Raw genomic sequence first — 13856 nt, 5'->3', positions numbered from 1 at the left:
GACAGCGTCGTGAATCCGGGCCTCGAAACCAAGGCAAAGCCGGTCGTCGCGTTCCTGAAGAAATTCCAGTGGAAGCCGGGTGAGATCGACAGCGTGATGCTGGCGATCCAGAACGGCTCGAAGCCGGAAGCGGCCGCGGATGCGTGGATTGCGGCGCATGCCGACCGCGTGAATTCGTGGACGGAAGGCGCGCAGTAAGCATCTCGACCTACGTCGCGCGAGTCACGTCGCGCGAGTCGTCATAAAAATACGCCGGGAATGGATTGCAGGAATCCGAAATAATCAGGATTCCATGCGGCCATATCCCGGTTTTCTTTTGCTGATTCTGCAAAAAAGCCCGTAAATTGCTACACTACGGCCCTCGTGCAGAATCACCACTGCTTTGCATCGGACCAGAGTAAGCGCTAAAGCGCTCACGCTGAGCGAGAGGAGGAATTGGATGAGTCAAGCAGGACTGCGTGCGAATCGCACCAGTGACGTCGAGGCAACCATCTCACATGATTCGACGGGCCACACGCTGCATCGTGGCCTGACCTGGAAAGACGCTTTTTGGGTAACGAGCGGCGTGCCGGCAGGCGTGCTGTTCACGATCGGCGGCGTATGCGCGACGATCGGCCAGCCCGCGTGGGCGATCTGGATCGCCGCGATCACGATGGGGCTGGTTCAAAGCGCGACTTATGCGGAAATATCCGGGCTATTTCCCCATAAATCGGGCGGCGCGTCGGTGTATGGCGCGATTGGCTGGGTCCGTTACAGCAAGCTGATTGCCCCGGTTTCCGTGTGGTGCAACTGGCTCGCGTGGTCGCCGATGCTTGCGCTCGGCTGCGGCCTCGCGGCGAGCTATGCGCTCACGAGTCTCTTTCCGGCCAATGCGGCGGTGCTGCACTGGCAGCTCAAGATTGCGGACCTCGGGTTCATCAAGCCCGGTCTGTCCCTGCGGATCAACGCGACGTTCATCATCGCGACGATTCTGCTTCTCATCACGTTCAAGCTTCAGCACAGCGGCGCATCGAAGGCCGCACGTACGCAGCGCATTCTCGGCATCGCGTCGCTCACGCCGCTCTTGATCGTCGGCATCGTGCCGTTCGTCACCGGCGACGTGCCGATGTCGAACCTGCTCCCGCTGCTGCCGCTCGGTCACGACGCGCAGGGCAACCTCACGGCCGCGACCTTCGGCTCGTGGAACGGGCAGGGCGTGACGATGGCGCTCGGCGCGATGTTCATGGCCGGCTGGGCGTCGTACGGTTTCGAGACGGCGGTCTGCTATACGCGCGAATTTCGCGATCCGCGGCGCGATACCGCGAAGGCGATCTTCTGGTCGGGTGCGCTGTGTCTCGTCGTGATGACGCTCGTGCCGATGGCGTTCCAGGGCGCGCTCGGCACGCAGGCGATGCTCGATCCGGCGATCGGCGACGGCACCGGCGTCGCGGCCGCGATGGCGAAGATCGTCGGCGGCGGCGCGTGGGTCGCGAATGCGGTGGTCGTGATGCTGATGCTGTCGATCCTGCTGATCGTGATGACGTCGATGATGGGTTCGTCGCGCACGCTGTACCAGGCGTCGGTCGACGGCTGGCTGCCGAAGTACCTGTCGCACGTGAACGAGCACGGCTCGCCCACGCGCGCGATGTGGACCGACCTCGGTTTCAACCTCGTGTTGCTGATGATGTCGGACTACATGACGGTGCTGTCGATCTCGAACGTCTGCTACATGCTGTTCGTATTCCTGAATCTTCAGTCGGGCTGGATTCACCGGATGGATCGCGGCAACTGGGATCGGCCGTTCCGCTGCCCGACCTGGCTGCTCGTCGGCGGTGCGATCTGCGGTTACGCGAACCTCGTCTACGTCGGCGCGGGCGCGAACCTGCAAGGCGAAGGCACGCTGCGCAACGGGCTGATCGCGATGCTGCTGATCGTGCCGGTGTTCCTTTATCGCCACTACTGGCAGGATCGCGGCCGTTTCCCCGCGCAGATGCAGCGCGACATGGAGCTGGAAGTGCCGAAGCGCGCGCCGTGGCTGAGCCTGATGCCGTATGCGGCGCTGATCGGGGCCGGGCTGACGATCTGGTTGTCGTATTACTTTGCTTGGGTGAAGTGACGCGCAAGCGACCAAGGCGCGCTGACCGCATCGATCATGATGGCGACGCAGCCGATGATCGGACTCCTGCTCAACGCGCTGATACGGCGTGTCGCGCCCGCACCGGTGTCGATCCTGCTCGTCCTGCTGTCCTTTACCGGCGTGGCGCGCGTCATTACTTGCGGCGACGTGATTGCCGCGCTGCGCGAACCGCAGCACTACGCGGCCAAGGCGCTGATCATCGTCGGAGCGCTGTGCTGGGCCGTCTCGCGCATGCCGTCGGCGTCCGCGTGACGGGGTGAGACGGCGTTCGCGGATGCGGCTCGCTTACGGAAACACCACCGTCCGATCGCCGTTCAAAAACACCCGCCGCTCGATGAACGCCTTCACCGCACGCGCGAGCGTGAGGCTTTCGACATCGCGTCCCACCGCGAGCAGTTGCTCCGGTCGCAGCGCATGATCGACGCGTTCGACGACCTGCTCGATGATCGGGCCTTCGTCGAGATCGTCGGTGACGAAGTGTGCGGTCGCGCCGATCAGCTTCACGCCGCGCGCATGCGCCTGGTGATACGGCTTCGCGCCCTTGAAGCCGGGCAGGAACGAGTGATGGATGTTGATCGCGCGGTTCGCGAGCTTCGCGCTCGTCTCCTGCGACAGCACCTGCATGTAGCGCGCGAGGATCACGAGCTCGGCGCCGCTCGATTCGAAGAAGTCGAGCCATTGCGCTTCCTGCTGCGCCTTGGTGTCGGCCGTGATCGGGAAGTGCCGGAACGGCAGCCCGTGCTGCGCGGCGAGCGGCTCGAAGTCGGGGTGGTTCGACACGATGCCGACGATGTCCATCTTCAGCTCGCCCATCCGCCAGCGGAACAGCAGATCCGCGAGGCAGTGCTCGAGCTTCGACACCATGATCAGCACCTTCGGCCGCGCGTTGACGTCGTGGATCGCCCATTGGATGTCGCCGTCGTGGCCGCCGAGCCCGGCCGCGATCGGCCCGAATTCCTGGCGCAGCGCGTCGATCTGCAACGTCTCATCCGTCGGATGAAAGACGCAGCGCACGAAGAAGCGGTTGCTGAGATCGTCGTCGAACACGTTCAGCGCATCGACGTAGCAGCGATGGCGATCGAGAAAGCCGACGACGGCGGCGACCTGGCCGGCCGCGCTCGGGCACGACAGTGTCAGGACGAATTGATCGGGGCGGTGCTCGGCGGTCATGAGACTCCTCGGATGGCAGGGGCGCACGGCCGCGCGGCGGCGCACGACAGCGCCGCGCCGCGCGGGTGGCGGGAGGCTCAAGTAAATCAGGACGATTTCGGCGCGGATAGAACCAACGCGCCGTGTGGCTGGTATCGGTGCGCCAGCGGGCCCGGGAGCGGGGAGGGGAAACGGAAACGGCGGCGGCCGCGTGGCGTCAGGCCGCCGCGCACGCGTCGAGCAGCCAGCGCCGGAACACGTGGGTCGCGTCCGGTTCGGGCCGCTGCGGCGGGCGCACCAGGAAATAGCCGCGCGACGTGACGACGGGTGCGTCGACCAGCTTCACGAGCTGACCGGACGCGACGAGTTCGTCGACGAGCGGCGACCAGCCGAGCGCGACGCCTTCGCCGAGCAGCGCCGCATGGATCACGAGCGCATAGCTGTTGAAGGTCACGCCGCGGGCGGCGGCCGGCGTCTCGAGCCCATGCGCGTCGAACCATCCCGACCACGACAGCCAGCGCTCGGGGCGCGTCGGCTGCACGTGCAGCAGCGGCAGCGCGAGCAGGTGGTCGGCCCGCGCGACGTCCGGGTGCGCGTCGCGGAACGCGGGCGAGCAGACGGGCGTGACGGATTCCGGAAACAGCCGTGCGGCCGTGCACGACGGCCAGTGACCGTCGCCGAACAGGATCGCGATGTCGCCGTGGTCGCGCTGCGCGTCGTAATCCTGTGACGTGACGACGCGCACGTCGACATCCGGCATCACGTGCTTCAGCCCGGCCAGGCGCGGCATCAGCCAGTAGGTCGCGAAGCCGAAATCGGTGACGATCGTGAGCGCGCCGTGCTCGCGGCGCGCGCGCAGCGTCGCGGTCGCGCCGCGCAGCGTGTCGAGGCTCAGCCGCACGGCTTCGTACAGGCACTGGCCGTCGGCCGTCAGCGTGACGCCGCGCGGGCTGCGTTCGAACAGCGGCACGCCGAGTTCGGCTTCGAGCTGGAACACCTGCTGGCTCACGGCCGGCTGCGTCGAGCCGAGCTCGCGCGCGGCGGCCGTGAAGCTCGCGAGCCGGGCGGCCGATTCGAACGCGCGCAGCGCCTGCATCGACGGTAACGGTTCGGATTTCGACATAAGTCCCTCTAATGGCCCCATAAGGGCCGGACGCCTACCCGCACGAATTCGGGCGGGCGATAGTGCAGCGGACGGTGCGGCAGATGCGCTTCATGCGCCACGCATTCCGCGATTCTAGCCAGCGCGGCCTCGGTGCGCGGCGGTTTCTGCGGATCGCCTCCGTCACGCCGGACGGCCCGCTGCCCGAGCGACGCGCCGTTCCATTCGAACACCGCTTTCCCCACGATCGCCGATGACGAACCCGACACCCAACATCCTGATCCTGATGGCCGACCAGCTCACGCCGTTCGCGCTGCCCGCGTACGGCAACCGCGTCGCCCGCACGCCGACGCTCGACCGGCTCGCCGCCGAAGGCGTGGTGTTCGACGCCGCGTACTGCGCGAGCCCGCTATGCGCGCCGTCGCGCTTCTCGCTGCTGACCGGCAAGCTGCCGTCGGGCATCGGCGCCTACGATAACGCCGCCGAATTGCCGGCGCAAACGCTGACGTTCGCGCACTACCTGCGCGCAGGCGGCTACCGGACGATGCTGTCCGGCAAGATGCATTTCTGCGGGCCCGACCAGTTGCACGGCTTCGAGGAGCGCCTCACGACCGACATCTATCCGGCGGATTTCGGCTGGGTGCCCGACTGGGACCACCCGACCGAGCGGCCGAGCTGGTATCACAACATGAGTTCGGTGCTCGACGCCGGCCCGTGCGTGCGCACGAATCAGCTCGACTTCGACGACGAAGTGACGTTCGCCGCGAAGCAGAAGCTGTACGACGTCGCGCGCGAACGCGCGGCCGGGCACGATGCGCGGCCGTTCTGCATGGTCGTGTCGCTGACCCATCCGCACGACCCGTATGCGATCACGCGCGAATACTGGGATCTGTACAGCGACGAAGAAATCGACATGCCGGCCGTGCGGCTCGACGCGGCCGAGAGCGATCCGCATTCGCAGCGGCTGCGCTTCGTCTGCGAGAACGACCGTACGCCGCCGACGGACGCGCAGATCCGCGCCGCCCGCCGCGCGTATTACGGCGCGACGTCGTACGTGGACACGCAGTTCGGCGGTGTGCTGGCCGCGCTCGAGCAATGCGGGTTCGCCGACGACACGATCGTGATCGTCACGTCCGACCACGGCGACATGCTCGGCGAGCGCGGGCTCTGGTACAAGATGACGTTCTTCGAAGGCGGCTGCCGCGTGCCGCTGATCGTGCATGCGCCGGGCCGTTTCGGCGCCGCGCGCGTGCGCGGGCCCGTGTCGCACGTCGACCTGCTGCCGACGCTCGTCGATCTGGCCGGCGCCGCGCCGGCCGGTGGCTGGCCCGACCCGATCGACGGCGCGAGCCTGGTGCCGCACCTGCACGGCACGGCCGCGCACGACGTCGCGCTCGGCGAATACCTCGCGGAAGGCGCGCTCGCACCGATCGTGATGATCCGGCGCGGCGACTGGAAATACGTGCATTGCCCGGCCGATCCCGACCAGCTCTATAACCTGTCGGACGACCCGCGCGAGCTGACGAACCTGGCCGGGCAGCCGCAAGCCGCCGACGTGCTCGCCGCGTTCCGCGCGCAGGCCGCGCAGCGCTGGAACCTGCCCGAACTCGACCGGCAGGTGCGCGCGAGCCAGCGGCGCCGGCGCTTCCATTACGCGGCGACGACGCAGGGCCGCATCCACGCGTGGGACTGGCAGCCGTTCACCGACGCGAGCCAGCGCTACATGCGCAACCACATCGAACTCGATACGCTCGAGGCGATGGCGCGTTTTCCGCGCGTCGGGCGCTGAACGTCCGGCAGCGCGAACATTCATGAACGACGGAGGAAGCGGGCGATGAAACGGCAATGCAATGCAGCAATCCGAAGGATCGGCGCGGCACTCGCCGCCGCCGCGTGCGTGGCGGCCGCGCCGGCGGCGCATGCCGCCGATCCGCAGACGTGCAGCGACGTGAAGATGGCGGCGCCCGGCTGGACCGACATCGACGCCACGAACGCGATGGCGGGCGTCGTGCTGAAGGCGCTCGGCTACCGGCAGGACGTGGCGAACCTGTCGGTGCCGATCACGTACCAGGGGTTGAAGAAAGGGCAGGTCGACGTGTTCCTCGGCAACTGGATGCCCGCGCAGGCGCCGCTCGTGAAGCCGTTCGTCGACGAAAAATCGATCGACGTGCTGCACGCGAACCTGAGCGGTGCGAAGTTCACGCTCGCGGTGCCCGACTACGTGGCTGCCGCCGGCGTGCACACGTTCGCCGATCTCGCGCGCTACGCGGACCGCTTCGGCGGCAAGATCTACGGGATCGAGCCGGGTGCGCCCGCGAACCAGAACATCAAGCGGATGCTGTCCGACCACGCGCTCGGGGCCGCGAACTGGTCGCTCGTCGAATCGAGCGAGACGGGCATGCTCACGCAGGTCGAGCGCGCGGTGCGCGACAAGCGCTGGATCGTGTTTCTCGCATGGGAGCCGCATCTGATGAACACGAAGTTTCATCTGACGTATCTGTCGGGCGGCGATGCGTACTTCGGCCCGAACTACGGCGGTGCGACGGTCAACACGGTCACGCGCGCCGGGTTCGCCGGCCAGTGCACGAACCTCGCGCGGCTATTCCGGCAGATGACGTTCTCCGTCGACGTCGAGAACCGGATGATCGCCGACATGCTCGACAACAAGACGTCGCCCGCGCTCGCGGCGCAGCATGTGCTGAAGGCCGAGCCGGCGTTGGTCGCCGGCTGGCTCGACGGCGTGACGACGGCGGCCGGCGCACCGGGCCTGCCGGCCGTGCGCGCGGCTCTCGACGGGCGCTGATCCCCTCCCTCAGGGCGGCCGGCTTTTGCCGTGCCGCCTGTCTACGTGTTTTCCCGATCAGTCGCATCGTGACTATTTAGTGTCGCCTTCAGACGGGTGATGCGAAATATGGGTTTGTATTTTTCGCCAATGGCTGCGTTATTGCGGAAAACGAAACAGCGGAGCCAGCGGACGTACCGAATTCGAATCCGCCGGCGTATTGCGGCACGCGTCAGGCCAAGGTTCTTTCCATCGAACGGTTCAGGGAGGGTGGTCGACAATGAAGCAAAAGAAAGTCGCCGTAGCCGCCGCGCTTGCATGCGCGGCCTGTATTCCCGCCATCGGGCATGCGCAGAGCAGCGTGACGCTGTACGGGATTCTCGACGCGGGCATCACGTACGTGAACAACACGGGCGGCTCGCACGTGGTCAAGTTCGACGACGGCATCGCCTACGGAAACCGCTTCGGCCTCAAGGGCACCGAAGACCTGGGCGGCGGCCTGAAGGCCGTGTTCACGCTCGAGAGCGGCTTCCACCTCGGCAATGGGCAACTCGGCTTCGGCGGCGCGGAATTCGGCCGGCAGGCGTATGTGGGCCTGCAGAACGACTGGGGCACGCTGTCGTTCGGCAACCAGCTCGACATCACGAACGAACTCGTGTCGATCTACAACATCTCGGCGTGGGGCAGCGGCTATGCGATCCACCAGGGCGACTTCGACCGCTTCAACGGCGACCGCCTGCCGAACTCGGTGAAGTTCCTGTCGAACGACCTGAGCGGCTTCAAGTTCGGCGCGATGTATTCGTTCGGCAACGTCGCGGGCAACTTCCATCGCAACAGCGCATGGAGCGCGGGCGCGAGCTTCACGAAGGGCGACTTCTCGATCGGCGCCGCGTACACGCGCCTGAACAACCCGAACGGCATCTATGCGTTCGACCCGTACGCGATGATCGGCACGCATACGTTCCTCGGCCAGCAGACCGTCACGGTCGATCCGGCGACGGGCGCGCGCACCGACCTGTTCTCGAACACAGCGATGGACGTCGACAGCCAGGGCACGTTCGGCATCGGCACCAGCTACACGATCGGCAAGCTGACGCTCGACGCGAACTACTCGTACACGACGATCAAGGGCTTCGGCCAGTCGTCGCACATGCAGGTGTACGAAGGCGGCGGCCTGTACCAGTTCACGCCGGCGCTGAGCTTCATCGCGGGCTACCAGCACACGCGCTTCGAAGGCCACCACTGGAACCAAGGCACGGCCGGCCTGCACTACCTGCTGTCGAAGCGCACCGACATCTACATCTCCGGCGATTACCTGCGCGCGTCGCAGGGCGTCGATGCGGTGATCGGTTACAGCTTCACGCCGTCGACGACGCAGACGCAGGCCGACGTGCGGATCGGGATGCGGCATTCGTTCTGATCGGGTGGGATGGTCCAGTAACGTCCTCAGCGAGGTCTCTCTTTGGCGCGAACCGCGGTTCGCGCTTTTTTTTGTGCGATGCGACGGCTCGACGGGGCCGCCGGCCGGTTTTTCGCGGTTGGCATATCATCGCGGTTTGGCCGCGCCTGCACCGTTGCCGCGCGCACGCCCTCGCGTGTGTCGTCGTTTCCCGAACGGTTGCGGCGCGCAGCGCCAGCCGCCGAGAAACCGATGACCACCCCCGTGCCCGATTCCAGTCCTGTATCCCCGTTACCCGCCAACCTGTTCCGCCACGCGCCGTTCCAGCGTTTCTGGGGCACGCGCGTGATGTCGTCGCTGGCTTTCCAGATCCTGTCGGTTGCGATCGGCTGGTACGTGTACGCGCTCACGCACAGCGCATTCGCGCTTGGCCTCGTCGGCCTCGCGCAGTTCGTGCCGATGTTCGCGCTGACGCTCGTGGTCGGGCAGGTGGCCGACCGCTACGACCGCCGGCGCATCGCGACGATCTGCCAGAGCGTCGAGGCATTGGCCGCCGGCGTGTTTCTGATCGGCGCGGTGCAAGGGTGGCTGGCCGCGCCGGCCGTCTACGCGCTCGCGGCGATCGTCGGCACCGCTCGCGCGTTCGAGTCGCCGTCGGTGTCGTCGTTGCTGCCGGCCGTCGTGCCGCGCACCGACCTGCCGCGCGCGACCGCGCTGTCGACGTCCGCGAACCAGGCCGCGCAGATCCTCGGGCCGGCGTTCGGCGGGTTGCTCTACGGTGTCGGCGCGCCCGTCGCGTTCGGCACGAGCGTCGCGGCATTCGCGATCGCGGCGATGCTGAGCGGCACGATTCCGCTGCGCACCGCACCGCCGGCCCGCGAGCCGGTCACGCTGCGCTCGGTGTTTTCGGGCATCGCGTTCATTCGGCGCGAACCGGCGATTCTCGGCGCGTTGTCGCTCGACCTGTTCGCGGTGCTGTTCGGCGGCGCGACCGCGCTGCTGCCGATCTACGCGCGCGACATCCTGCAGGTCGGCCCGTGGGGGCTCGGTGCATTGCGCGCGGCGCCGGCGGTCGGCGCGCTCGCGGGCACGCTGTGGCTCACGCGTTTCCCGTTGAAGGGCCGGCCGGGCCGCGCGATGTTCGGCGGCGTGATCGCGTTCGGCATCGCGACGATCGTGTTCGGGGTGTCGCGGCACTTCGCGTTGTCGCTCGTGGCGCTGGCCGCGCTCGGTGCGTCGGACGTGATCAGCGTCGTCGTGCGCCTGTCGCTCGTGCAACTGCGCACGCCCGACGACATGCTCGGCCGCGTGAGCGCGGTCAACTCGCTGTTCATCGGCACGTCGAACCAGCTCGGCGAATTCGAATCGGGCGTGACGGCTGCGTGGTGGGGGGCGCCGGCCGCGATCGTCGTCGGCGGCGCGGCGACGATCGCCGTCGCGCTCGCGTGGATGCGGCTGTTTCCGCAGCTTACGAATATGAAGTCGCTCGAACGCGACGCGTGACGCGTATCACGCGTCATGCATCCTGCGTCACGCGCACGGCCGTGCCGTAGCAGATGACCTCGGTCACGCCCGCGCCGATCTCGGTCGAGTCGTAGCGCATCGCGACGATCGCGTTCGCGCCGAGCGTGCGCGCCTCGGCGAGCATCTTGTCGAACGCCTGCTGGCGCGCCTTCTCGCACAGCGACGTATAGAGCGTGATGTTGCCGCCGAAGATCGTCTGCAGCGACGCGCCGAACGAGCCGACGATCGAGCGCGAGCGCACGACGATGCCCTGTGCGACGCCGAGCGAGCGGACGGTCGTATGGCCGGGCAGGTCGAAGGCGCTCGTCACGCGGGCGGGCGACAGGTCGTCGATGGAGCGGGTAGGTTCGGTCATGGTGGGCAAGCGCGTGGCGAGTGGTCGAACGTCGATTCTAGCCGGACGGAGACGACGGATTCGAACGGGCGCCCCCAAGTGGGCGGTCGCCCGTTTCGTTGCCGAACGCGAAAACCGCTCGGCAACGCACGCTCAGCGCTTGACCGTCGCGCCGGCAATGCCGCCGAGATCGACCGCATAGGCCAGCGCGAGCTTGCCGAACTTCAGCGCATGGTTCGCCTGCCGATCCGAGTTCTCCAGCGTGTCGTTCACCGTGTGGATGTACGGGCTGTCGTTCTGGTCGGCCTCGAACGGGAACGATGCCGGATACCCCTGCGCATTCCACGACGCGTGATCCGAGCACGCATAGCCGCACTGCGACGTGCCGATCGCGAGCTCCGGCAGGTAGGTCGCCGCGAGGTTCTTCACGTAGGTGTTCTGCGCCGCGTTCGTGTAGTCGGTGATCAGGTAGATATCCTTCGGATCGCCCTTGTAGTTCGTCATGTCGAGCTGCAGCACGCCGACCACGTTCGCATTCTGCGTGCGGAACTGCTTCGCGATCGCCTTCGAGCCGAGCAGCCCGGCTTCCTCGGCCGCATACCCGACGAACTTGATGGTCCGTTTCGGCCGGTAGTCGTTCGCGAGCAGCACGCGCAGCGCCTCGGTCAGGCTGGCGATGCCCGACGCATCGTCGTCGGCGCCGGGCGAACGCGTGTTTTCCGTCGTGCGGCCGACGGTCGAATCAAGATGGCCGCCGAGCACCACCGTGCCCGCGGCCGGATCGCTGCCGCGAATCGTCAGGATCACGGATTTCTGCGGAAAGCCCGTGTGCGCGAACTGTTCGACGGTGATGTCGGCGCGCGACCCCGCCAGCTGCTTCCACTGCAGCGCGAGCCAGTCGGACGCGGCGACGCCGTGCGACGTCGTGTAGTAGCGGTTCGTGAAGCCGGACAGCGACGTGATCGTGCCGACGATGTTGCTGGCCTGCAGTTGCTGGACCCACGTGCCGATCTGCGGCACGTTCGACACCGTGTACGCGGGGGCGGCGGCCTGTTTCGCGAGCGTCGCCGGCCGCGGTTGCAGCGCCTGCCGCGCGTCGTCGAACGAATCGTGCACGACGTAGCCGGGCCCGTGGCCGCGCGTGTGGTGGACGGCGTGGGCCAGCTCGCCGAGTCGGGCATCGTCGATCTCGACGACGTGAACGGTTTCGCGGCGCGCGGCGCCGTCGGCCGCGTTGCCGGCGTCGACGGTCGTGCTGTATTGCGCGGTTGCGGTCGCATCGATGCGTTGAAGCTGGCGGAACGCGGTGTCGCCGAGCGTGATCCAGACGGGTGTCGCGTGCGCGGCGGCGGTCAGCAGCATGCCGCCCAGCGCGGCGCTCAGGCGGGTCGGTGTCAGAGTAGGCATGTTCGATCTCGTGAGGATGGCGATGTCGATGAAGGGAGCGCGCCGCAGGTCGTGCGATGCGCGCCCGCCTGCTGCGGGATTACGACTTCTGCGGAACGGTCACGCCGTACGTGCAGCTCTTGTTGTACGCGTTGCCGATCGCGGTGAGCTGCGCGCTGCTGTAACCGAGCGCGGAGGCGGCCGTCAGCACGGCCTGCGCGGCGGCCTTCTGGTTGGTCGAGCTGTTGGTCATCGACAACCCTTTGAGGAACGCCTTGTCCATCGCCTGCGCGCCGATCGCGTCGCGCGCGACGAGGTTGCACGACGCCCAGTACTGGCCGGCCGTGTGGATCTCCGCGCCGCGCGCCTGCGCATAGGTGCGGCCGACGTTCCAGTTGGTCACGCGGCCGCCCCAGAACTCGTTGTGGCCGTCCCAGTTGTAGACCCACTGATACTGCGCGTCCGACGGGCTCCACTGGTTGAAGTCGCGGCTGTACGCGGCGGCGAGATAGTCGCCGGTGCCTTCGGACAAGCCTTCCTGTTGCGACAGGCCGCCGTTGGTGACCCAGTCGTGGATGCCGTGGCCGAGCTCGTGGATCACGACGTCCGCATCTTCCGCGTCGTCGACGCCGCCTTGCCCGAACGTCAGCCGGCCGCTGCTCGACGAATACGACGAGTTGTCGTCGCCCGATTCGCCGTGCGGGTCGTATTGGACGCCGCCCGTGTACTGGTACGGCAGCGCCTTGATGCCGAGCGTCTGGTTCACGTAACGCAGGAACGTGTCGATGTGGTAGTACACGTTCACGGCCTCGAAATACAGGTTGCCGCGGGTGAATTCGAACGCGGGCGTGGATTGCGACGGGCAGGCCTTGTCGAGCGGCGCATCGAAATCGACGCATGCCGCATACGGGCCCGTCAGCGTGTAGCGCGTGCCCGACTGCGCGAGATCCTTCAGCGTCACGCGTACGCGCGCCGCCGTGAGCTGCGTCGAATCCGCGTCGTTGCCGTCCTTGTAGCCGGTGCTGCCGTAGCTGCTTTTCGTCGGCGACAGCGGATCGGGGCGGAACACGAAGCCGGTGCCGTCGGTCGCGTAGAACGCCTTGTCCTCGGCGCGCAGCACTTCGCCGCTGCCCGAATCGATCAGCAGTTCCCAGTCGCCCTTCGGGCCGTCCTGCGGGCGGCCGCGCACCTTCCACGCGGTGTGCGTGCCGGCTTTGTCGACGAACGCGACGAGCTGCGCGTCGAGATGCGTGAAGCCGCTCACGCCGAGATACGCACGGGCGCGATCGAGCGCCTGCTGCTGGTCGACGGCCTGCGATTTGCGTGTCGTCGCGACCACGCCGTTGATCGTGTTGCTCGCGACGTACAGGATGCGGCCGTCCTTCGCGACGGTCACCGCGATGTCGCTGCCGTACACGGGCAGCCCGGCGGCTTGCTGCTGCAGGCGTACGACGGTGAAGTCGGCGTCGTTGCGCTCCGACGTGACGACGAGGCTTGCGAGCGCGGTCGCGTCGAGCCCGAGCTGCGCCGCCTGCGACGCGACGAAGTCGCGCGCGGTGGCGGCGGGCGTCGCAGCGGCCTTCCTGGCGCGATACGCCGGGTTGTACAGCGTGACGGCGACGCCGTCCGCGCGGAATTGCCCGGCGGCCGTGTCGGCCTTCGCGGCCGGCGGCGCGACGCCGCGCGTCAGGCTTTCGCGCAGGCTCGCGGCCTGCGGATTCGACACTTTCGTATCGGCCTGGGTGCCGCCGACGATGCCGAAACCGAGCACGAGACCCAGGGCGAGCGGCAATGCTTTGCGTGATGTCTGCATACGTGATCCTCATCTCAACGGTTGGACACGCCCGCGCGCTCGTGGCGAGCAGGCACGACACGGCCCGCGCGCCGGTTCGATGGAACCGGTGCGGCAAAGCGGTGTGGGAGTGTCGACTGACTAAGGAAACCTAAATGTCAGGTCGAAAAGAAGCGGGCAGGCGAAGCGGAGGAGAAGCGAACGGCAGGCAGGTGCGGCGACGGCGAAGCGAGCATCGTCATGTCATACCCCTCGGATCGATATTGATATCG

Annotated in this window: 12 protein-coding genes; 7 read left to right on the top strand and 5 right to left on the bottom strand. The window is 67.2% G+C overall.

The annotated features are described in order from the left end of the window. The 3 genes from AC3IFE_RS00470 to AC3IFE_RS00460 form a co-directional block, all read left to right on the top strand. On the top strand, window positions 1-198 hold a 198-nt coding region (locus AC3IFE_RS00470; RefSeq protein WP_489189243.1), incomplete at its 5' end, for a glycine betaine ABC transporter substrate-binding protein. A gap of 241 nt (window positions 199-439) precedes the next feature. Continuing rightward, on the top strand, window positions 440-2095 hold the full coding sequence (locus AC3IFE_RS00465) for a trimethylamine N-oxide permease (RefSeq protein WP_301738320.1): 1656 nt from the start codon (window positions 440-442) through the stop codon (window positions 2093-2095). 39 nt (window positions 2096-2134) lie between these two features. Continuing rightward, entirely contained in the window at window positions 2135-2368 is a 234-nt protein-coding gene (locus AC3IFE_RS00460) for a hypothetical protein (RefSeq protein WP_489189242.1), read from the top strand. A gap of 33 nt (window positions 2369-2401) precedes the next feature. Here the strand turns inward: AC3IFE_RS00460 and purU are convergent, their stop codons facing one another. Together purU and AC3IFE_RS00450 are read right to left on the bottom strand one after the other, a co-directional pair. Further along, a complete protein-coding gene (purU, locus tag AC3IFE_RS00455; RefSeq protein WP_069617431.1) occupies window positions 2402-3286 on the bottom strand; it encodes a formyltetrahydrofolate deformylase in 885 nt (294 codons plus the stop codon). Between the two features lie 196 nt (window positions 3287-3482). Beyond that, window positions 3483-4388, bottom strand: a complete 906-nt coding sequence (locus AC3IFE_RS00450) for a choline sulfate utilization transcriptional regulator (RefSeq protein WP_089470394.1) — start codon at window positions 4386-4388, stop codon at window positions 3483-3485. Between the two features lie 232 nt (window positions 4389-4620). Here AC3IFE_RS00450 and betC point away from each other — a divergent pair, with 232 nt between their 5' ends. From betC to AC3IFE_RS00430, 4 genes are all read left to right on the top strand, one after another. Next, entirely contained in the window at window positions 4621-6156 is a 1536-nt protein-coding gene (betC, locus tag AC3IFE_RS00445) for a choline-sulfatase (RefSeq protein ID WP_489189241.1), read from the top strand. Between the two features lie 45 nt (window positions 6157-6201). Then, the gene (gene choX, locus AC3IFE_RS00440) at window positions 6202-7170 is read left to right on the top strand and encodes a choline ABC transporter substrate-binding protein (RefSeq protein WP_489189240.1); all 969 of its coding nucleotides are present in this window, start codon (window positions 6202-6204) and stop codon (window positions 7168-7170) included. Between the two features lie 259 nt (window positions 7171-7429). Continuing rightward, on the top strand, window positions 7430-8569 hold the full coding sequence (locus AC3IFE_RS00435) for a porin (protein WP_050012308.1): 1140 nt from the start codon (window positions 7430-7432) through the stop codon (window positions 8567-8569). A 231-nt stretch (window positions 8570-8800) separates the two neighbouring features. Next, window positions 8801-10051 (top strand): MFS transporter, encoded by a 1251-nt coding sequence (locus AC3IFE_RS00430; protein ID WP_089470390.1) that lies wholly within the window; start codon window positions 8801-8803, stop codon window positions 10049-10051. A gap of 13 nt (window positions 10052-10064) precedes the next feature. Here AC3IFE_RS00430 and AC3IFE_RS00425 read toward each other — a convergent pair whose 3' ends face one another. The 3 genes from AC3IFE_RS00425 to AC3IFE_RS00415 all read right to left on the bottom strand — a co-directional run bounded on the left by AC3IFE_RS00425 (window position 10065) and on the right by AC3IFE_RS00415 (window position 13605). Continuing rightward, window positions 10065-10427: a YbjQ family protein gene (locus tag AC3IFE_RS00425; RefSeq protein WP_301738315.1), complete on the bottom strand. Its 363-nt coding sequence runs from the start codon at window positions 10425-10427 to the stop codon at window positions 10065-10067. 132 nt (window positions 10428-10559) lie between these two features. Continuing rightward, entirely contained in the window at window positions 10560-11813 is a 1254-nt protein-coding gene (locus AC3IFE_RS00420; protein WP_489189239.1) for a M20/M25/M40 family metallo-hydrolase, read from the bottom strand. A 79-nt stretch (window positions 11814-11892) separates the two neighbouring features. Beyond that, on the bottom strand, window positions 11893-13605 hold the full coding sequence (locus AC3IFE_RS00415) for a M36 family metallopeptidase (protein ID WP_489189238.1): 1713 nt from the start codon (window positions 13603-13605) through the stop codon (window positions 11893-11895). Window positions 13606-13856 lie beyond the last annotated feature (251 nt).

The sequence above is a fragment of the Burkholderia sp. APQ4-4ca genome (genome assembly GCF_057837105.1).
The sequence above is the reverse complement of the archived record's forward strand: the minus strand, read 5'-3'. Positions and strand labels throughout refer to the sequence as shown.

What these genes read in the sequence shown, in the direction of transcription:
- AC3IFE_RS00465 (WP_301738320.1), top strand. Translation starts at nt 440, where the DNA reads ATGAGTCAAGCAGGACTGCGTGCGAATCGCACCAGTGACGTCGAGGCA.
- AC3IFE_RS00460 (WP_489189242.1), top strand. Translation starts at nt 2,135, where the DNA reads ATGGCGACGCAGCCGATGATCGGACTCCTGCTCAACGCGCTGATACGG.
- purU (WP_069617431.1), bottom strand. Translation starts at nt 3,286, where the DNA reads ATGACCGCCGAGCACCGCCCCGATCAATTCGTCCTGACACTGTCGTGC.
- AC3IFE_RS00450 (WP_089470394.1), bottom strand. Translation starts at nt 4,388, where the DNA reads ATGTCGAAATCCGAACCGTTACCGTCGATGCAGGCGCTGCGCGCGTTC.
- betC (WP_489189241.1), top strand. Translation starts at nt 4,621, where the DNA reads ATGACGAACCCGACACCCAACATCCTGATCCTGATGGCCGACCAGCTC.
- choX (WP_489189240.1), top strand. Translation starts at nt 6,202, where the DNA reads ATGAAACGGCAATGCAATGCAGCAATCCGAAGGATCGGCGCGGCACTC.
- AC3IFE_RS00435 (WP_050012308.1), top strand. Translation starts at nt 7,430, where the DNA reads ATGAAGCAAAAGAAAGTCGCCGTAGCCGCCGCGCTTGCATGCGCGGCC.
- AC3IFE_RS00430 (WP_089470390.1), top strand. Translation starts at nt 8,801, where the DNA reads ATGACCACCCCCGTGCCCGATTCCAGTCCTGTATCCCCGTTACCCGCC.
- AC3IFE_RS00425 (WP_301738315.1), bottom strand. Translation starts at nt 10,427, where the DNA reads ATGACCGAACCTACCCGCTCCATCGACGACCTGTCGCCCGCCCGCGTG.
- AC3IFE_RS00420 (WP_489189239.1), bottom strand. Translation starts at nt 11,813, where the DNA reads ATGCCTACTCTGACACCGACCCGCCTGAGCGCCGCGCTGGGCGGCATG.
- AC3IFE_RS00415 (WP_489189238.1), bottom strand. Translation starts at nt 13,605, where the DNA reads ATGCAGACATCACGCAAAGCATTGCCGCTCGCCCTGGGTCTCGTGCTC.